Origin of the sequence: Brucella sp. MAB-22, assembly GCF_025908475.1 — a bacterium.
GTDB lineage: Bacteria > Pseudomonadota > Alphaproteobacteria > Rhizobiales > Rhizobiaceae > Brucella > Brucella anthropi.
The window spans coordinates 880,786-898,724 of record NZ_CP109782.1; the positions used below are offsets into that span (position 1 = coordinate 880,786).

A 17,939-nucleotide genomic window follows, 5' to 3' on the forward strand; every position below is an offset into this window, starting at 1 on the left:
TATGCAGATTGACTTCGGCGGCGGCAGCGAAATCAGCTTTGAACGCAAGGGAAAAGCGGGGCTTGTGAAGCTTACACGGACCGAGGCCCTCAATGCGCTCACGCATAAAATGATTCTGGCGCTGGATCGCGCATTGCAGGCCTGGGAAGACGATCCTGAAGTGGCCTGTGTGATTCTCGAAGGCGAAGGGCGCGCATTCTGCGCGGGCGGTGATGTGGTTGCCGCCTACAAGGCCGGTCAGGCCGGAACACCTGCTTACGAATTCTTCCGCGACGAATATCGGCTCAATGCGCGCATTGGCCGTTTTCCAAAACCCTATATCTCGCTGATCAACGGGATCGTCATGGGCGGTGGTGCGGGCATTTCCGTTCACGGTTCGCACCGCATCGTGACGGAAAACACCATGTTCGCCATGCCGGAAACCGGCATCGGCTTCTTCCCGGATGTGGGTGGCAGCGCTTTTCTGCCGCATCTGCACGACAATTTCGGATATTATCTTGCGCTGACCGGCAACCGTATTCGCTGGGGCGACTGCCTGCAAAGCGGAATTGCAACACACGCCGTCGCTGCAAGCGATCTGCATGATTTGCGGGACGACATCATTGCAACCGCCGACATTGATGCGGCTCTGACGCGCAGCCAGTATCCCGATTTTGAAACCGCTGTTGAAACACGCCAGATCATTGCGGAATGCTTTTCCGGCGCAACGCTTGCCGACTGCATGGCTTCGCTGGAAAAGGAAGCCGAAGCGGGCAGCAAGGCCGCAATGGACATCGTGAAGGTGATCGCCACGCGTTCACCAACCAGTGTCGCGGTTACTTTCCGCCAGATTGCCGATGGTCGTCCGCTCGATCTCGATGATTGCATGCGCATGGAATACCGCATTGCCAACCGGATGCTGGAAGCGCACGATTTCTATGAAGGCGTTCGCGCATTGCTCATAGACAAGGACGGTGCGCCGAACTGGAAACCCGCAACGCTCGACGAAGTGAAGCCCGAACAGGTCAATGTCTATTTTGCAAATCTGGGTGACAAGGAACTGACCTTGTGGTGAGGATCGGCTGATGCATATGAACGAGCTGCGCCAGCATACCCAGCCGAGCGGAACCGAATGGGCCTTCACTTGGTTCGTTCGGATACTCGCCCTTGTGGCGCTGGCAAGTGGTGTTTTCTACTGGATCAGGCTGATCGGTATTCAACCGGGACTTCTATGGCGTTTCGATCTGATGCCGTGGCCCTGGCAGACTGCGGTTGTGGCTCTGGCCGTTCTGATGCCCGTTGCTGCGACAGGTCTGTGGATGCGCGCACCGTGGGGGCCGGTGCTCTGGTTCGTAGCAGCGCTCGGCGAAATCGCCATCTATTCCGTTTTTTCCCGGCATTTCGAATACAAGCCGCTGACAGTTGGGTTCAACGCGGCCTGCATCGTCATTTTTATCGCTTTTCGTATTCTGCTCTTCTTCGAAAAGAGACGGCAGGCCCGTGCGAGCCTGCCGATCTAGCTTCTAGAGCGCTTGCGTACCCTCATAGCGGGCAAAGGGCTTCGTCATCTGGCCTTTGAAAAGCAGAACATCATAGGTATCGGCTTTGCTGCCCGGCATTTCCATGCCCGGCGATCCCATCGGCATGCCGGGTGCAGTCAGTCCCGTTGCCTGCGGGCGTTCTGCCAGCAGCCGCTTGACTGCACCGGCGGGAACATGTCCCTCGATGACATATCCATCGACGACTGCCGTGTGGCATGAGGCGAGATTGGCACCAACGCCATACTTTGCTTTTACGGTGTCCATCGCTTCCTCGACTTTAACCGTCACATTGAAGCCAGCAGCTTTCATATGTTCAGCCCAGCCCTCGCAGCAGCCGCAATAGGGATCTTTATACATGGTCATTTGCGGAGCTGCGGTAACCGGTTCAGCATGAGCGAAACTCACAAAGCCGGTAAAGCTTAACAGCCCGCCGACCACGAAATAATGTGCAAGACGAAGCGCCATGGTCCCTCCAATGGATTGTTGATGGCTCGTATTTAGCCACTATCCAGACACTTCTCAAATGACGAAAGTTTAATGTAGCTGGCCTTTCTAAGGCCCGGAAAACCGGCATTCTTGCGCTGTAGCAATGTATCCGGGCGCGGTCCCGCAAATGGCGCAGAGTAAGCAAACATTAAGCCTGAATGGTCAATCTGTCCGGTAAGTTACTGTTAAGGCTGACTTTTAAGTCGAATTTTATGCATCTCCCCTAAATTCCTCTCAAGACACGGTGAGAAACAATACACCGCATAAAACAAGACAGAGAGCTGCATCATGGTTTCATGGAATGCGGCTCCAACAGAGAGGCAAAAGAAATGATCAACGCACAGCGCAAGACGGACATATCCGCTCCGTTCACGACACCGGAAACCGCACTTCGTTCGCTTTATCTGGAAGCGCTCCAGCTGGTCGAGCGCCTGCATCGCCGCCTGCTCGACGTCGTCAAGGACGAGTTCGACCGCAATGGCCAGAGCGACATCAATGCGACGCAGGCGCTTCTGCTTTTTAACATCGGCAATTCGGAACTGACCGCCGGTGAACTGCGCTCGCGCGGTTACTATCTCGGCTCGAACGTTTCGTACAACCTGAAGAAGCTGGTCGAAATGGGCTTCATTCATCATCAGCGCTCGCGCGTTGACCGTCGTTCGGTGCGCGTCAGCTTGACGGACAAGGGCAATGCTATTGCCGATCAGGTGGCTTCGCTCTACGAACGCCATATCTCCTCGATCGAACAGGTTGGCGGTATTCAGGTCGAAGAATTCACGGCGATGAACAAGTCGCTGCAGCGTCTCGACCGTTTCTGGAACGACAGCATCGCTTACCGGCTCTAAAGAAAGCGGGTCGGTGTTATCTGACTGACTGCTTTGTTGCAGAACTGTCACAACAGGCTGCCATTGAGAAGAATAAGGCGCTGTGAAGCTCCCAATCGTAAGGCGCATGGCTTGAAATTCGGGCCATGCGACATGATTAAGCCATAAAAAACGACATAAGCGTTTTAGAGCGGCACGGGCAATATTGTGCCACCTTCAGTCAGGAATGGGCTCGAAATCGAATTTCGGATGAGCGAGCAGCTTTGCATCGCCTGCAGTCCGGATATCGCCTTGTTGACCTATTGCTGATATTCTCTGGGAAGATCCCGCGCGAGCGGTTAGCCTTTTGGGACTAAGCAAAATGACCAAGACCGACAGACCAGCCGATACTTTAAGAGTAGACCGCCGCAGTTTCCTGCGCGGCGCGGCAACCGCCGGCCTTTCCGTGGCAGCCTCCGCCATGGTTTCCTCGGCTTACGCTCAACAAGCTCTGACCGATGTTATCTCATCGTCGCGTCGCGGCAACTGGGCTGACCAGTTCGATGCCCGCGCGACGGGTGGCCAGCGGGTCGCAACCAACCAGCCGGTTTTGAGCCCGCAGACGGTTGGCAATCTCCAGACCGCTATCGCTCAATATACCGACATTGCCGGTCGCGGTGGCTGGCCGAGCGTTCCGGGTAATACAAAACTCCAGATCGGCGTCACGGATCCGTCCGTTCAGGCACTGCGCAAGCGCCTCATGATTTCTGGCGATCTGCCACAGGAAGCCGGGCTTTCCAGTTCTTTCGACACCTATGTCGATGCTGCCGTGAAGCGCTTCCAGTCCCGTCATGGTCTGCCGGCCGACGGCGTCATGGGACAGTTCACCTATGCGGCCATGAATGTGGACGCGAATACGCGCCTCGGCCAGCTCCAGACCAATCTGCAGCGTCTCTCGCCTCTCGCCAATCAGGGCCTGCAGGAACAGCGTTTCGTGATGGTCAACATCCCGGCTGCGCGTATCGAGGCCGTTGAAGGCGGCAGCGTCATGCAGCGCCATACGGCAGTTGTCGGCAAGATCGATCGTCAGACGCCGATCCTCAATTCGAAGATTCACGAAGTCATTCTCAATCCTTACTGGACCGCGCCGAAGTCGATCATCCAGAAGGACATTATTCCGCTGATGCGGAAAGATCCGCAATATCTGGCGAAGAACAAGATCCGCCTCTACGACCAGTCCGGTCAGGAAGTGGCGCCGGAAAGCATCGACTGGAATACGGACGATGCTGTGAAGCTGATGTTCCGTCAGGACCCGGGCAAGATCAACGCCATGTCCTCGACCAAGATCAACTTCCACAACCAGTACGCCGTTTACATGCACGACACGCCGCAGAAGAGCTATTTCAACAAGCTCATGCGTTTCGACTCGTCGGGCTGCGTCCGCGTCCAGAACGTGCGCGACCTCGATGTGTGGCTGCTGAAGAACACCGCAGGCTGGGATCGTCAGAACATCGAAAGCACGATCAAGTCGGGCACGAACACGCCGATCCAGCTCGCCGATCCGGTTCCGCTGCATTTTGTTTACATTACTGCGTGGTCTACCGGCGACGGCGTGGTGCAGTTCCGCGACGACATCTACAAGATGGATGGCGCAACCGAACTCGCTCTTGGCACCGACACCTGATTCTCATCTTGAGTTTGATTTTCCAAGGCCGTCCGGACCCGTTCCGGGCGGCTTTTTAGTTGCAAGGCATTTATCAAATCGGTTTGCCGCATTTTGGAATAAGCTTTTCGCTTTGCGACCATTGGCCTTGTGCATTCAAGTGTGATAATGCGCCTCATCCATATAGCTTTTACCGGCTAACCCGGAGGGTGTGAAACATGTCTCAAGCCAACGCCGCCGCCAAGAACGCGTCGTCCGACGTTTTCTTCAATGCAAGCCTCGAGGACATCGATTCCGAGATTTTCGGAGCAATCCGCAACGAACTCGGTCGTCAGCGCCATGAAATCGAGCTGATTGCCTCGGAAAACATCGTTTCGCGCGCTGTTCTCGAAGCGCAGGGTTCCATCCTCACCAACAAATATGCCGAAGGCTATCCGGGCAAGCGCTATTATGGCGGCTGCCAGTATGTCGACGTCGTGGAAGAACTGGCCATCGAACGCGCTAAGAAGCTCTTTGGCTGCGAATTTGCCAACGTTCAGCCGAACTCCGGCAGCCAGATGAACCAGGCCGTGTTCCTTGCGCTTCTTCAGCCGGGCGACACGTTCATGGGCCTCGACCTCAATTCGGGTGGTCACCTGACCCACGGCTCGCCGGTCAACATGTCCGGCAAGTGGTTCAATGTCGTGTCCTATGGCGTTCGCAAGGACGACCATCTGCTCGATATGGATGAAGTTGCCCGCCTCGCACGCGAGAACAAGCCGAAGCTCATCCTCGCAGGCGGTACTGCTTACTCGCGCGTCTGGGACTGGAAGCGTTTCCGCGAGATCGCCGATGAAGTCGGTGCCTATCTCATGGTCGATATGGCGCATATTGCCGGTCTCGTTGCCGGTGGCGTTCATCCTTCGCCGGTTCCGCACGCGCATGTCTGCACCACGACGACGCACAAGTCTCTTCGCGGTCCACGCGGTGGCATGATCCTCACCAACGACGCCGACATTGCCAAGAAGATCAACTCGGCTGTGTTTCCCGGTCTTCAGGGTGGCCCGCTGATGCACGTCATCGCCGGTAAGGCCGTTGCCTTCGCCGAAGCGTTGAAGCCGGAGTTCAAGCTTTATGCCAAGAACGTCGTCGACAATGCACGCGCGCTGGCCGAAGAACTGAAGTCGAATGGCCTGGACATTGTTTCGGGCGGCACCGATAACCATCTGATGCTAGTTGATCTGCGTCCGAAGAACGCAACCGGCAAGCGTGCAGAGGCCGCTCTTGGCCGCGCCAACATCACCTGCAACAAGAACGGCATTCCGTTCGACCCTGAAAAGCCGTTCGTCACCTCCGGCGTTCGCCTTGGCACGCCCGCTGGCACCACGCGCGGTTTCGGCGTTACGGAATTCAAGGAGATCGGTTCGCTGATAGCCGAAGTGCTGGACGGTCTGAAGGTTGCCAATTCTGACGAAGGCAATGCCGCTGTCGAACAGGCCGTGAAGGAAAAGGTCATGGCCTTGACCGGCCGTTTCCCGATGTATGGCTATCAGGGCTAAGCCCGCTTCCATGATTGAGATGAAGCCCCGTTCAACTCTGTTGAGCGGGGCTTTTTCATTGTCGCATCTGGTAGGTAGCTTACCGCTTATGGGCTATGATCGCCGGGAATCGGTTGACGATGGCAAAGCTCTTGAGTTTTTGGCGGGGGTGCCCCCACATATGAGCTGTTCGTCGCCAGTGCTAAAGCTGCCGATATTGAAATTGCCGATATTGAAATCGAAAGTGTTCCATGCGTTGTCCCTATTGCCAGTCTGAAGATACGCAAGTGAAGGATTCCCGTCCGGCGGAAGACGGTGCGGTCATTCGCAGGCGTCGTGTCTGTTCGGTGTGTGGAGGCCGTTTCACGACCTTTGAGCGCGTACAGTTGCGTGACCTGATGGTCGTGAAGAAAAGCGGGCGCCGAGTTCCTTTTGATCGCGACAAGCTTACGCGGTCTATCGAAGTGGCGTTGCGCAAGCGCGACGTCGATAATGACCGGGTGGAACGCGCCATTTCCGGCATTGTCCGCCAGCTTGAAAGTTCGGGTGAGGCGGAGGTGACGTCCGACGAAATCGGGCGGCTGGCCATGGATGCGCTGAAAGGCATCGATGATATCGCCTATATCCGCTTTGCTTCGGTCTATCGCAATTTCAGCAAGGCCGTCGATTTCCACAATGTCATTGATGAACTGACAGTTGCTGAAACTGAGGACGATCTGGACGCTTAGGCATGAGTGGCAGCAAGATTCCGCCTTCGAATGCAACTGCGGATGACGTCCGCTTCATGGAAGCGACGATCCGTTATGCACGGCGTCACAAGGGGCTGACGGGAACCAATCCGTCCGTTGGCACGATCATCGTCAAGGATGGTGTCATCGTCGGACGTGGCGTGACTGCAATTGGCGGCAGGCCCCATGCCGAGCCGCAGGCGCTTGCAGACGCGGGAGAAGCGGCGCGTGGCGCGACGGCTTATGTGACGCTGGAGCCATGCGCGCATCACGGACGCACGCCGCCTTGTGCGGAAGCGCTGGTGCGGGCAGGGGTGGCGCGTGTCGTGGTTGCCGCGACCGATCCGGACGAACGGGTCAGCGGAAGAGGCTTTGCCATCCTGCACGAGGCAGGGATTGAGGTCGTACCAGGCATTCTTGCCGAAGGGGCTGCCGATGATCTTGCGGGCTATCTGAATCGATCTGCGAAGAAGCGCCCGGAAGTGATTCTGAAACTTGCACTTTCCGCCGATGGCATGATCGGCCGTCGGGGCGAGGGACAGCTTGCAATAACGGGGCCGGTTGCGCGCGCCCAGTCGCATATCCTGCGGGCCCAGACCGATATTATCCTGATTGGTATCGAAACCGCCCTGGCCGACGATCCGGTGTTGAACTGCCGCCTGCCGGGGCTGGAACAGCGTTCGCCTGTTCGGGTGGTGCTCGATAGCGGATTGCGTTTGCCGCTTTCCTCGAAACTTGTACAGACCGCTGATGCCCAGCCGTTGTGGATCGCCTGTGGTGAAGAAGCGTTGCCGGAGCGGCGCTACGAGTTGCAGGCGGCCGGTTGCCGGATTCTCGCGACCGAAGCTTATGATTGCCGCATCGCTCTGCCCGAACTGATGGACGATCTCGCTGCGCAAGGCATTTCCTCGGTTCTCGTTGAAGGCGGAGCAGGTGTTGCGAAGAGCTTTCTGGACGAGGGGCTGGTGGACCGGCTTGCCATCTTCCGTTCGCCGGTTGAAATCGGCTCAGAACTTGGGGTTGCCGTGGACGGGCTTGAAACCCATATCGCAGACAAGTTCAAAATCTTAAGGCAGGCTCGCTATGGCGACGATGCCTATACGGAATATGTAAGGAAGACTTGATGTTTACAGGCATTATCACCGATATCGGCAAGGTTGACCGGATCAAGCCGCTGAATGAAGGCGTTCTTCTGCGTATTGAAACTGCCTATGATCCCGAGACGATTGAGCTTGGTGCATCGATTGCCTGTTCAGGCGTCTGCCTCACGGTGGTGGCGCTGCCCGAAAAGGGCACGAATGCCCGCTGGTTCGAGGTTGAGGCGTGGGAAGAGGCGCTGCGCCTGACCACAATCTCCAAATGGCAGAGCGGACGGAACATCAATCTGGAGCGTTCTCTGAAACTTGGCGACGAAATGGGCGGCCACCTCGTTTCCGGCCATGTCGATGGGCAGGCTGAAATCGTCGAGCGCAAGGAAGAAGGCGATGCAGTGCGCTTCACCCTGCGTGCGCCGGAAGAACTGGCCCCGTTTATCGCCCAGAAGGGTTCGGTCGCTCTCGATGGAACCTCGCTGACGGTTAATGGCGTCAATGGCAACGAGTTTGATGTGCTTCTGATCCGCCACTCGCTTGAAGTCACGACCTGGGGCGAGCGGAAAGCAGGCGACAAGGTGAATATCGAGATCGACCAGCTGGCACGTTACGCAGCAAGGCTTGCGCAATATCAGAAATAGGCTTACAGCCTAAATTCCCAGGCTGTAAAAGCATATCCCGATTTTAAGCGTTGACCGCAATCGTTGCGGTCCGCAAAATTTGTCATGGAGTCTCTCATGTCCAAGCACGAGGCGCATGCGCCGCATTTGCTTATTGTTGAAGCGCGTTTCTACGATGATCTGGCCGACGCGCTTCTGGATGGCGCAAAGGCAGCCTTGGATGAGGCAGGGGCAACCTACGACGTGGTGACGGTACCTGGCGCGCTGGAAGTTCCGGCGGTCATTTCTTTCGCACTCGATGGTGAAGACAATGGCGGCAAGGAATATGATGGCTTTGTTGCGCTTGGCACGGTTATCCGTGGCGAAACCTATCATTTTGATATCGTGTCCAATGAATCCTGCCGCGCACTCACCGATCTTTCGGTCGAGGAAAGCATCGCCATCGGCAATGGCATTCTGACGGTCGAAAACGAAGAGCAGGCATGGGTACGCGCCCGCCGTGAAGACAAGGACAAGGGCGGTTTTGCCGCCCGCGCTGCGCTGACCATGATCGACCTGCGCAAGAAGTTCGGAGTCTGATCATTATGAATTCTTCTACCGAAGGCCGCCCAACCCCCAATCTCCCACGCACGGCGAACAAGCGCGGTGTTGCCCGTCTTGCTGCAGTCCAGGCGCTTTATCAGATGGATGTTGCCGGAACAGGTGTTCTGGAAGTGGTGGCTGAGTACGAAGCTTTCCGTCTCGGCAAGGAAGTGGATGGCACGCAGTATCTTGATGCCGATCCGCAATGGTTCCGTGCAATCGTGGCCGGTGTCGTCGATGAACAGCTGAAGCTCGATCCGATGATCCATCAGGCGCTGACGGAAGACTGGCCGCTGTCGCGTCTCGATTCGACCCTGCGCGCCATTCTCCGTGCTGGCGCCTGGGAATTGCAGACACGCAAAGACGTACCGACGGCTGTCATCGTGTCGGAATATGTTGATATCGCCAAGGCTTTCTACACGGAAGACGAGCCGAAACTGGTCAATGCCGTGCTTGATCGCCTCGCATTTGTCATTCGTGGTGAGAGCCGCGGTGTGAAACCGCGCTGATCCGGCTTCCCTGACAATAATCATGAAAGAAGGGCTGTGAGAAATCGCAGCCCTTCTTTCATTGTACGCTGGCAAAGAACGACTTGACGTTTGTTAAACCGTTTCGCATGTTGGGTACGCGGCATTGAGAATGCTGAAATGCAAGGAATCGCGCCAACAGGTTGATTTCTCAGGCATGTCGCGCAAAACCGCGTAGCAGTTTTGCGAGAACGACAGGCCTGAAATCAGAGACATAAAGCGCTGAGAGCGAATCTGAAAGATCGCGATCCGCTTTAGGCGTAAGTTCCAGACGTGAATATACCGAAGAAGCCCGGTATCTTGCATTGGCTTCAGGCACTTCCATGCCGCTCAATCGGGTCCGGGGAGGGGTTTTCGGGCCTAACCTGCGCATGTGCCTGCCGACAATCGCGGCTCGCGGTCTGACGGTAGCCAGCGCGAGCTCAATGGGAGTTGGCCTTTATGCAAATGGGAGTGGCAGTCTTAGTTCTCGTCATTGCCTGCGGCGTGGTTTCCGTTCTTTTCGCCATATGGGCGATCCGTTCGGTTCTTGCAGCCGATCAGGGGACGCAGCGCATGCAGGAAATTGCTGAAGCCATCCGCGAGGGTGCCTCAGCCTATCTCACAAGACAATATTCGACGATTGCCATTGTCGGCGTCGTGGTCTTTCTGGCAGCTTGGTATTTGTTGTCGATCAGTGCCGCAATCGGTTTCCTGATTGGCGCGGTTCTGTCGGGCGTCACCGGCTTTATCGGAATGCACGTTTCGGTTCGCGCCAATGTGCGCACTGCGCAGGCAGCTTCGCTCAGCCTCGCCGGAGGGTTAGAACTGGCCTTCAAGTCCGGGGCCATCACTGGCCTTCTGGTAGCAGGGCTCGCGCTGCTCGGCGTGTCCGTCTATTATTTCATTCTCACTGTCTGGCTTGGTTACTCGCCGTCCGACCGCACGGTTATCGATGCGCTGGTGTCGCTCGGTTTCGGTGCTTCGCTGATCTCGATCTTCGCGCGTCTTGGCGGTGGTATCTTCACCAAGGGCGCTGACGTCGGCGGCGATCTTGTCGGCAAGGTCGAGGCCGGTATTCCAGAGGATGATCCGCGCAACCCAGCGACCATTGCGGATAATGTCGGCGACAATGTCGGCGACTGCGCAGGCATGGCTGCCGACCTTTTCGAAACCTACGCGGTGACAGTCGTCGCAACCATGGTTCTAGGCGCAATCTTCTTCAACGGATCGGACATTCTTTCGAGCGTCATGCTCTATCCGCTGATGATCTGCGGCGCCTGTGTCATCACGTCAATCGTGGGCACATTTTTCGTCAAGCTCGGCGTCAATGGCTCCATCATGGGTGCCCTCTATAAGGGGCTGATAGCGACGGGCCTGCTTTCCATCGTTGGTCTTGCTATTGCCAATACGCTGACCGTTGGCTGGGGTGAAATCGGAACTGTGGCCGGGAAAAGCATTACCGGCACCAATCTCTTCATTTGCGGCCTGATCGGTCTGATCGTTACCGGTCTGATCGTCGTGATCACGGAGTACTATACCGGCACCAACAAACGTCCGGTCAATTCCATCGCGCAGGCCTCGGTAACAGGGCACGGCACGAATGTCATTCAGGGGCTGGCGGTTTCGCTTGAATCCACGGCTCTGCCAGCAATCGTGATTGTCGGCGGTATTATTTCGACCTACCAGCTGGCTGGCCTGTTCGGTACGGCAATCGCCGTCACTGCCATGCTTGGTATTGCCGGGATGATCGTTGCGCTCGATGCCTTCGGTCCGGTCACGGATAATGCGGGTGGCATTGCGGAAATGGCCGGTCTCGACCCGGAAGTCCGCAAGGCCACCGATGCGCTTGATGCCGTTGGCAACACTACCAAGGCCGTCACGAAGGGCTATGCTATCGGTTCGGCAGGGCTTGGCGCACTGGTGCTGTTCGCGGCCTATTCCAACGATCTGGCCTACTTTGCCGCCAACGGACAGACCTATCCTTATTTCGCCGATATGGGGCCGGTTTCCTTCGATCTCTCCAACCCTTATGTGGTTGCGGGGCTGATCTTTGGCGGCCTGATCCCTTATCTGTTCGGTGGCATGGCGATGACCGCCGTGGGCCGGGCCGGAGGCGCGGTCGTGCAGGAAGTGCGCCGCCAGTTCCGCGAAAAGCCAGGCATCATAACTGGCAAGGAGCGCCCGGACTATGCCCGTGCGGTCGATCTTCTGACCAGGGCGGCCATTCGCGAGATGATCATCCCGTCGCTCCTGCCTGTGCTGGCGCCGATTGTGGTCTATTTCGGCGTGCTGTTTATCTCAGGCTCGAAGGCTGCAGCCTTTGCAGCGCTCGGCGCATCGCTTCTGGGCGTTATTGTCAACGGCCTCTTCGTCGCGATTTCCATGACGTCCGGAGGTGGCGCATGGGACAATGCCAAGAAGAGCTTCGAGGACGGATTTACCGATGCCGACGGCGTGAAGCACCTGAAAGGGTCGGAAGCGCATAAAGCATCAGTGACCGGCGATACGGTTGGTGATCCCTATAAGGATACAGCCGGTCCGGCTGTCAATCCGGCGATCAAGATCACCAACATCGTGGCCCTTCTTCTGTTGGCTGTGTTGGCACATATGTCCTGACGGACATGCATTGTGAAAAAAGAAAACCCGCCGTAAAGGCGGGTTTTCTTTTTGTCAGGATATGACCGGATCAGTTGCTGGCACCGCCTGCGGCTCCCGGCAACGAGGTTGGGGCCTTGGAAACGCCCTGAATGATCTGACCGAGGAAGGTCTGGTCCTTGCCGCCTGTCGGCGTGGTGCGCGACACGAAGTCGAACAGCTTGCCGTCCTTCAGGCCGTAATTGGCGATATGCTCGACCTTGCCGTCCTTGTTGAAATAGATGGCGAGGATCTGCCGCTCGATGATCTTCGGCTTCATGAACTGCGCGGCGCGATAACGCTTCTGCGAAATGTAGTAGAACACTTCATTGTCGAAGGTCGCGGTGGTGGACGGCGTACCGAGCGCCAGAAGCACCTGCTCGCGGCTGGAGCCGACAGGAACCGAATCAAGCGCACCCTGATCGAGTACGTAACCCTCTGTCAGCGTTTCGGACGGATTGAGCGTGGATGCAGTGTTACATCCGGCAAGAGCTACTGCGACGAGAATTGCCGTGCCTGCGAGAAGGGCACCCTGCTTGCGTACGCCAGAGGATGCACTTGGAAAAATTCGCTGCAACAAAGACCTCTCCATACATTCTAAATCAGCGCGGCACTTTCGCCGTCGGGAGAACTTCGGTAAACCACCTTGCTTATTTATGCAACTGGAACGGTCGTACGGACATGATTCTCCAACTATTCCGCCGCAAATCGAAAGCAAACGAGGCAATTATGCTTCGCGTTTACGAGGTGATCGTGGCGGCGGCGCGGCAAAAACGGTTTTATGCACAATTTCAGGTGCCTGATACGCCGCTTGGCCGCTATGAAATGCTTTCGCTGCATATTTTCCTCGCCCTGCATCGGATGAGGGGAGAAAACAAGGCGCTTGCCGATCTGGCACAGGAAATCGCCGACGAGTTTTTCAAGGATGTCGATCATTCGCTGCGCGAACTCGGTATCGGCGACCAGGGCGTCCCGAAGCGCATGAAAAAGCTTGCACGCATGTTCTACGGTCGGGTCGCGGCTTATGGGGAGGCGTTGGATGCAAATGATGCGGACGCGCTGGCTGCCGCACTCACGCGAAATATCCGCCCGGACCTCGAATTCTGGCCGCATGCCCACCATTTAAGTGAATATGTTCTGGGATGCCGTAACCGGCTGCAAAAAATTGCGGACGATGCTTTGGCGGCAGGCGACATTTCCTATATGGATGCGGATCAAATGGACTTTGCGCCAGAAAACAATGCTGAAAAGGCCAATGAGAATGACTGACAAACCGGCGCTCACCTATCCTGTTCCGGTTCTTCACCTGCCCCAAAAGGGCGTGACGGTGAAAATAGGCACGGATGAGAAAGAGCGTGCAGCACTCGCGGCAGCCCATGGGCTTGAGGGTGTAAATGCCTTTGCTGCGGAATTTCTGATTACGCCCTGGAAAAAGGATGGCATCCGGGTGCGGGGTCGTATCGATGCGGAAATCGTTCAGTCCTGCATCGTGACGCTCGAGCCGCTGACCAACAGCATCGCCGAAGACGTCGACACGATTTTCGTGCCGGAAAATTCGAGGCTTGCACGGATTGAGCTTGATGAAAGCGGCGAAATGCTGCTCGATGCCGAAGGCGCGGACATTCCGGAAGTTTTTGTCGGCGACAGGATTGATGTCGGCGCAATTGCCGAGGAATTCTTCGATCTCGCCATCGATCCTTATCCTCGCAAGCCGGGTTTGCCGGACGAGAGTGAGCCTAAGGTTTTCGGGGACGACGACGGTGAAGAGAAGCCCGTTTCGCCGTTTGCGAAGCTTTCAGAATGGCAAAAGAAGCCGTAATTCAGAGTGGTTTGACAGAATTTGGTTGTGCGGAAACGCAAAAACACTATTTTCGCCGAAAACCTGTCTGCTGCAAAAAGCAGAGCAGGGGCAGGGATCGCACAGGAACAATCAAGAGTGATCAAAATTTCGATTGACGCGATGGGCGGTGATTTTGGCCCTGAAGTGGTCATCCCCGGCGCAGCGAAGGCGCTTGAGCGCCATCCTGACATCCGCTTCATATTCTTCGGTCTCCCCGCACAGGTGGAGCCCGTGCTGGCACGTTATCCGAAGCTGAAAGCCGCATCCGAGTTCCGCGCGAGCCAGGTTGCCATCAGCATGGACGACAAGCCAAGCCAGGCGCTGCGGGCCGGTCGCGGTAAATCGTCCATGTGGCAGGCCATCGAGGCAGTGAAGACCGGCGACGCCCAGGCGTGTATTTCCGCCGGTAATACCGGTGCATTGATGGCCATGTCCAAATTTTGCCTGCGTATGATGTCGGATGTCGAGCGCCCGGCGATTGCCGGCATCTGGCCAACACTGCGCGGTGAAAGCATCGTGCTTGACGTTGGAGCCACTATTGGCGCCGATGCGCGCCAGCTCGTCGATTACGCAGTTATGGGGGCTGGTATGGCGCGGGCCCTGTTCGAGGTGCGCAAGCCGACCGTCGGGCTCCTGAATGTCGGCACGGAAGAGGTAAAGGGTCTCGACGAGATCAAGGAAGCAGGTCAGATTCTGCGCGACACACCGCTCGACGGACTTGCCTATTCCGGTTTTGTTGAAGGCAATGATATCGGCAAGGGCACGGTGGACGTGGTCGTGACCGAAGGCTTTACCGGCAATATCGCGCTCAAGGCTGCGGAAGGTACGGCCCGCCAGATGGGTGAACTGCTGCGTCAGGCCATGCGCCGGACGCTGCTTGCCAAAATCGGTTATGTTTTCGCCAAGGGTGCGTTTGATCGCCTGCGCGAAAAGATGGATCCGAACAAGGTCAATGGTGGCGTCTTCCTCGGTCTCAGTGGAATCGTCATCAAAAGCCATGGCAGCGCCAATGCAGAAGGCTTCTGCTCGGCAGTGGAAGTCGGCTATGACATGGTGAGAAATCGTCTTCTGGAAAAGATCGAGGCTGATCTGGCGCATTTCCACCACAGTCATCCGCATGTATCGAATGATGGTGGCGAGGCCGCAAAGGCATAATTCCGGCAAAGCCATCCGGAAGACGGAATTGAATAAGATTTGCGGTTGCCGATTATTTTTAGGCGCCGAAGCGGTGAAGTAACTTTTACCGAATATGTGTAGGGCCAGAATTTTCGACTGCGCGCGTGAATGTTCGTCGCGCCGGTCGCATGTAAGGACAGGAAATAAGAGATGATAAGATCTGTCGTGCGGGGTATCGGTTCGGCTTTGCCGAAGCGGGTCATGAAGAATACCGATTTCGAAGGTATTATCGAAACCTCCGACGAGTGGATCGTGCAGCGCACGGGTATCCGTGAGCGCCACATTGCAGGCGATGACGAAACCACGGTTTCGCTTGGCACGGCTGCGGCCCGCGCAGCAATCGAGAATGCCGGCTTGCAGCCGACTGATATCGATCTTGTTCTGCTGGCAACCTCGACGCCTAACCATACCTTTCCGGCAAGTGCCGTGGAAATCCAGCGCGAACTGGGAATCACCAAGGGTTTTGCTTTCGATATGCAGGCCGTGTGCAGCGGCTTCATCTATGCCATCACGACGGCTGATCTCTATATTCGCGGCGGCATGGCGAAGCGCGTTCTGGTCATCGGCGCGGAAACCTTCTCGCGCATCCTCGACTGGAATGACCGCACGACCTGCGTTCTGTTTGGCGATGGTGCCGGCGCATTGGTTCTCGAAGCTGCCGAAGGTAACGGGTTGACCTCGGATCGTGGCGTTCTCGCCGCCAATCTGCGTTCGGACGGCAACCACAAGGAAAAACTTTTTGTGGATGGCGGCCCGTCAACGACCCAGACTGTTGGTCACCTCCGCATGGAAGGCCGCGAAGTCTTCAAACATGCAGTCGGCATGATTACGGACGTTATCGAGGCCTCTTTCGAGGAAACCGGCCTTACAGCCGAGGATATCGACTGGTTCGTCCCGCATCAGGCCAACAAGCGCATTATCGATGCTTCCGCCAAGAAGCTGAATATCGCTGAAGGCAAGGTTGTCATCACAGTGGATCGCCACGGCAACACGTCTGCGGCGTCGGTTCCACTGGCGCTCGCGACCGCCGTTGCGGACGGCCGCATCAAGAAGGGCGACCTCGTTCTTCTGGAGGCAATGGGTGGCGGATTCACGTGGGGCGCGGTTCTGTTGCGCTGGTAAGCGACAAATTTGATCTGCCGTGAGGAAACTCGCGGCTTGACCGTTGCGCTTTTATTTGTGTAACGTCCTGTCACGTAAGGATATTATCTGTTCAAACGCTAACCAGGCAGGTTCGGTCATGGGAGGTAAGACGGTCACGCGAGCTGATCTGGCAGAGGCTGTTTACCGGAAGGTAGGCCTTTCCAGAACGGAGTCGGCGGCTCTTGTCGAGATGATTCTCGATGAAGTCTGTGACGCTATCGTCAACGGTGAAACCGTGAAGTTGTCGTCTTTTGCGACATTTCAGGTTCGCGACAAGAACGAGCGCATTGGCCGTAATCCGAAAACAGGCGAGGAGGTTCCAATTCTTCCCCGTCGTGTGATGACTTTCAAAGCTTCCAACGTTCTCAAGCAGCGTATTCTGCAGGAACATCAGAAGCGTGAAACCAAAAGCCAGAAGTAATTGCTAGTGGATTGAGTTTGACGTTTGATACCCGTCCGATATAAATCACGTTTCAAACGTCAAACTCGAAAAATATACTAGATTCATAAAGTTACCAGTGGTCTTCTTGATCTCGACATTTGCTCGGCGCTCATATCCGAGGGATGCAAATGTCGGAATCAGACCACTAGCATGCTGCCCATCGGGCAGCATTTTGTTTTGGCACCATCCTTGTAAAACTGGCATCGCTTTTGCGCCTGATTTATGGTCGCGTGCAGGAAGGCTGTTTTTTGTGTTGGTTGCAACCGTCATAATAGTCCTTTGCCACGAACTGGCCATGCTGCTTTCGGCTTCGCATGAAGGGATGCTTATAAAGCTCTGATATTATATAATGGATTCAGTGGAGCGAATCGCTTCGCTGATATTGAAATCTGGAAGGCGGCTGGCTTTTCAGAGAGAGTTCGTGTTGCACACTGTCCGGTTTTGAATGACGTTTGCGCCGTGTCTTTCCGCACGCTGGAGTTTGTTAACTCCCGTCTTCTAAAATCCGATGGTAACAAGCGCCTTTCGTGTTACAGACGCGTTCGCGTTGGCAGCGAGTTGAACTATCTGGATCGGCGAGGTTGTGCCGCAACGGCGAAACCTGAACCACTGGAAAGGGCAAGTGGATGGACAAGAGCCCTGATGCATTCAGGACGATCAGTGAAGTCGCGGATGATCTTGATCTTCCGCAGCATGTGCTGCGTTTCTGGGAAACGCGCTTTACCCAGATCAAGCCTATGAAGCGGGGCGGCGGTCGTCGATATTACCGGCCGCTCGATGTCGAATTGCTCAAGGGCATTCGCCATCTGCTCTATGATCAGGGCTATACGATCAAGGGCGTGCAGCGTCTGCTTCGCGAAAACAATGCGCAGTTCATCATTGCACTCGGCAATGGCGACGTTCAGGCGATTGAGGCGATTACGCGCCAGAAGCAGGCTGCCGCTGATAAGCGCGCTGCCGAAGAGGCGGCTGACAATGAAATGGCTCTGCCGAGCGGCATCAAGGCACCGCAACCGGCGCGCAAACTCTTCGGTCTCTTGAAGGGCGAGGAGGATGGCCCCATCGGAGCTGATGGAAAGCGGCCTTCAAAGGACAACCGCTCGCTTCTGCAGGAGGCTTTGTTCGATCTTCTCGAATGCAAGCGTCTTCTCGATCAGGTGCGCTGATCGATTTCGGACCGCATGA

Annotated in this window: 20 protein-coding genes; 17 read left to right on the forward strand and 3 right to left on the reverse strand. The window is 56.2% G+C overall.

What is annotated here, in order from left to right; genetic code table 11:
• Position 1 precedes the first annotated feature (1 nt).
• Entirely contained in the window at positions 2-1,054 is a 1,053-nt protein-coding gene (locus OHI65_RS13710) for an enoyl-CoA hydratase/isomerase family protein (protein ID WP_012092344.1), read from the forward strand.
• A 10-nt stretch (positions 1,055-1,064) separates the two neighbouring features.
• On the forward strand, positions 1,065-1,499 hold the full coding sequence (locus tag OHI65_RS13715; RefSeq protein WP_012092343.1) for a DUF6163 family protein: 435 nt from the start codon (positions 1,065-1,067) through the stop codon (positions 1,497-1,499).
• 3 nt (positions 1,500-1,502) lie between these two features.
• Here OHI65_RS13715 and OHI65_RS13720 read toward each other — a convergent pair whose 3' ends face one another.
• Positions 1,503-1,985, reverse strand: a complete 483-nt coding sequence (locus tag OHI65_RS13720; protein ID WP_012092342.1) for a DUF411 domain-containing protein — start codon at positions 1,983-1,985, stop codon at positions 1,503-1,505.
• A gap of 350 nt (positions 1,986-2,335) precedes the next feature.
• On the opposite strand from OHI65_RS13720, the gene ldtR reads away from it, so the two are divergent.
• From ldtR to OHI65_RS13765, 9 genes are all read left to right on the forward strand, one after another.
• Positions 2,336-2,851, forward strand: a complete 516-nt coding sequence (gene ldtR, locus OHI65_RS13725) for a transcriptional regulator LdtR (protein ID WP_264359039.1) — start codon at positions 2,336-2,338, stop codon at positions 2,849-2,851.
• 340 nt (positions 2,852-3,191) lie between these two features.
• Positions 3,192-4,493, forward strand: coding sequence for a L,D-transpeptidase family protein (locus tag OHI65_RS13730; protein WP_010661088.1), 1,302 nt, complete (start codon positions 3,192-3,194; stop codon positions 4,491-4,493).
• Between the two features lie 197 nt (positions 4,494-4,690).
• On the forward strand, positions 4,691-6,010 hold the full coding sequence (gene glyA, locus OHI65_RS13735; RefSeq protein ID WP_264359040.1) for a serine hydroxymethyltransferase: 1,320 nt from the start codon (positions 4,691-4,693) through the stop codon (positions 6,008-6,010).
• 230 nt (positions 6,011-6,240) lie between these two features.
• On the forward strand, positions 6,241-6,717 hold the full coding sequence (gene nrdR / locus OHI65_RS13740; RefSeq protein ID WP_012092340.1) for a transcriptional regulator NrdR: 477 nt from the start codon (positions 6,241-6,243) through the stop codon (positions 6,715-6,717).
• A gap of 2 nt (positions 6,718-6,719) precedes the next feature.
• Positions 6,720-7,841 (forward strand): bifunctional diaminohydroxyphosphoribosylaminopyrimidine deaminase/5-amino-6-(5-phosphoribosylamino)uracil reductase RibD, encoded by a 1,122-nt coding sequence (gene ribD / locus OHI65_RS13745; RefSeq protein ID WP_264359041.1) that lies wholly within the window; start codon positions 6,720-6,722, stop codon positions 7,839-7,841.
• Positions 7,841-8,449 (forward strand): riboflavin synthase, encoded by a 609-nt coding sequence (locus OHI65_RS13750; protein WP_010661092.1) that lies wholly within the window; start codon positions 7,841-7,843, stop codon positions 8,447-8,449. Before ribD ends, OHI65_RS13750 begins: the two co-directional genes overlap by 1 nt.
• A gap of 96 nt (positions 8,450-8,545) precedes the next feature.
• Positions 8,546-9,007: a 6,7-dimethyl-8-ribityllumazine synthase gene (locus OHI65_RS13755; RefSeq protein WP_010661093.1), complete on the forward strand. Its 462-nt coding sequence runs from the start codon at positions 8,546-8,548 to the stop codon at positions 9,005-9,007.
• A gap of 5 nt (positions 9,008-9,012) precedes the next feature.
• On the forward strand, positions 9,013-9,519 hold the full coding sequence (gene nusB / locus OHI65_RS13760; protein WP_010661094.1) for a transcription antitermination factor NusB: 507 nt from the start codon (positions 9,013-9,015) through the stop codon (positions 9,517-9,519).
• Between the two features lie 459 nt (positions 9,520-9,978).
• On the forward strand, positions 9,979-12,135 hold the full coding sequence (locus OHI65_RS13765; protein ID WP_264359042.1) for a sodium-translocating pyrophosphatase: 2,157 nt from the start codon (positions 9,979-9,981) through the stop codon (positions 12,133-12,135).
• A 70-nt stretch (positions 12,136-12,205) separates the two neighbouring features.
• On the opposite strand, the gene OHI65_RS13770 is transcribed toward OHI65_RS13765, so the two are convergent.
• Positions 12,206-12,733, reverse strand: a complete 528-nt coding sequence (locus OHI65_RS13770) for an outer membrane protein assembly factor BamE (RefSeq protein ID WP_029376233.1) — start codon at positions 12,731-12,733, stop codon at positions 12,206-12,208.
• Between the two features lie 101 nt (positions 12,734-12,834).
• Here OHI65_RS13770 and OHI65_RS13775 point away from each other — a divergent pair, with 101 nt between their 5' ends.
• From OHI65_RS13775 to OHI65_RS13795, 5 genes are all read left to right on the forward strand, one after another.
• On the forward strand, positions 12,835-13,422 hold the full coding sequence (locus tag OHI65_RS13775; protein ID WP_125335213.1) for a ubiquinol-cytochrome C chaperone family protein: 588 nt from the start codon (positions 12,835-12,837) through the stop codon (positions 13,420-13,422).
• Positions 13,415-13,972: a YceD family protein gene (locus OHI65_RS13780; protein WP_125334963.1), complete on the forward strand. Its 558-nt coding sequence runs from the start codon at positions 13,415-13,417 to the stop codon at positions 13,970-13,972. The genes OHI65_RS13775 and OHI65_RS13780 overlap by 8 nt, the downstream gene beginning before the upstream one ends.
• Before the next feature lie 117 nt (positions 13,973-14,089).
• Positions 14,090-15,148: a phosphate acyltransferase PlsX gene (gene plsX, locus OHI65_RS13785; protein WP_010661100.1), complete on the forward strand. Its 1,059-nt coding sequence runs from the start codon at positions 14,090-14,092 to the stop codon at positions 15,146-15,148.
• Between the two features lie 171 nt (positions 15,149-15,319).
• Positions 15,320-16,291, forward strand: coding sequence for a beta-ketoacyl-ACP synthase III (locus OHI65_RS13790; protein WP_010661101.1), 972 nt, complete (start codon positions 15,320-15,322; stop codon positions 16,289-16,291).
• 118 nt (positions 16,292-16,409) lie between these two features.
• A complete protein-coding gene (locus OHI65_RS13795; RefSeq protein ID WP_010661102.1) occupies positions 16,410-16,733 on the forward strand; it encodes an integration host factor subunit alpha in 324 nt (107 codons plus the stop codon).
• 45 nt (positions 16,734-16,778) lie between these two features.
• Here the strand turns inward: OHI65_RS13795 and OHI65_RS13800 are convergent, their stop codons facing one another.
• Positions 16,779-17,024, reverse strand: a complete 246-nt coding sequence (locus OHI65_RS13800) for a hypothetical protein (protein ID WP_264359043.1) — start codon at positions 17,022-17,024, stop codon at positions 16,779-16,781.
• A gap of 356 nt (positions 17,025-17,380) precedes the next feature.
• On the opposite strand from OHI65_RS13800, the gene OHI65_RS13805 reads away from it, so the two are divergent.
• Positions 17,381-17,920, forward strand: coding sequence for a MerR family transcriptional regulator (locus OHI65_RS13805; protein WP_010661103.1), 540 nt, complete (start codon positions 17,381-17,383; stop codon positions 17,918-17,920).
• The last annotated feature ends 19 nt before the right edge of the window (positions 17,921-17,939 follow it).

Coding starts and splice junctions, on each gene's coding strand:
- OHI65_RS13800 (WP_264359043.1), bottom strand. CDS start 17,024: ATGACGGTTGCAACCAACACAAAAAACAGCCTTCCTGCACGCGACCAT.
- glyA (WP_264359040.1), top strand. CDS start 4,691: ATGTCTCAAGCCAACGCCGCCGCCAAGAACGCGTCGTCCGACGTTTTC.
- OHI65_RS13715 (WP_012092343.1), top strand. CDS start 1,065: ATGCATATGAACGAGCTGCGCCAGCATACCCAGCCGAGCGGAACCGAA.
- nusB (WP_010661094.1), top strand. CDS start 9,013: ATGAATTCTTCTACCGAAGGCCGCCCAACCCCCAATCTCCCACGCACG.
- ldtR (WP_264359039.1), top strand. CDS start 2,336: ATGATCAACGCACAGCGCAAGACGGACATATCCGCTCCGTTCACGACA.
- OHI65_RS13795 (WP_010661102.1), top strand. CDS start 16,410: ATGGGAGGTAAGACGGTCACGCGAGCTGATCTGGCAGAGGCTGTTTAC.
- OHI65_RS13750 (WP_010661092.1), top strand. CDS start 7,841: ATGTTTACAGGCATTATCACCGATATCGGCAAGGTTGACCGGATCAAG.
- OHI65_RS13805 (WP_010661103.1), top strand. CDS start 17,381: ATGGACAAGAGCCCTGATGCATTCAGGACGATCAGTGAAGTCGCGGAT.
- OHI65_RS13710 (WP_012092344.1), top strand. CDS start 2: ATGCAGATTGACTTCGGCGGCGGCAGCGAAATCAGCTTTGAACGCAAG.
- OHI65_RS13775 (WP_125335213.1), top strand. CDS start 12,835: ATGATTCTCCAACTATTCCGCCGCAAATCGAAAGCAAACGAGGCAATT.
- nrdR (WP_012092340.1), top strand. CDS start 6,241: ATGCGTTGTCCCTATTGCCAGTCTGAAGATACGCAAGTGAAGGATTCC.
- OHI65_RS13755 (WP_010661093.1), top strand. CDS start 8,546: ATGTCCAAGCACGAGGCGCATGCGCCGCATTTGCTTATTGTTGAAGCG.
- OHI65_RS13765 (WP_264359042.1), top strand. CDS start 9,979: ATGCAAATGGGAGTGGCAGTCTTAGTTCTCGTCATTGCCTGCGGCGTG.
- OHI65_RS13780 (WP_125334963.1), top strand. CDS start 13,415: ATGACTGACAAACCGGCGCTCACCTATCCTGTTCCGGTTCTTCACCTG.
- OHI65_RS13790 (WP_010661101.1), top strand. CDS start 15,320: ATGATAAGATCTGTCGTGCGGGGTATCGGTTCGGCTTTGCCGAAGCGG.
- OHI65_RS13730 (WP_010661088.1), top strand. CDS start 3,192: ATGACCAAGACCGACAGACCAGCCGATACTTTAAGAGTAGACCGCCGC.
- ribD (WP_264359041.1), top strand. CDS start 6,720: ATGAGTGGCAGCAAGATTCCGCCTTCGAATGCAACTGCGGATGACGTC.
- OHI65_RS13720 (WP_012092342.1), bottom strand. CDS start 1,985: ATGGCGCTTCGTCTTGCACATTATTTCGTGGTCGGCGGGCTGTTAAGC.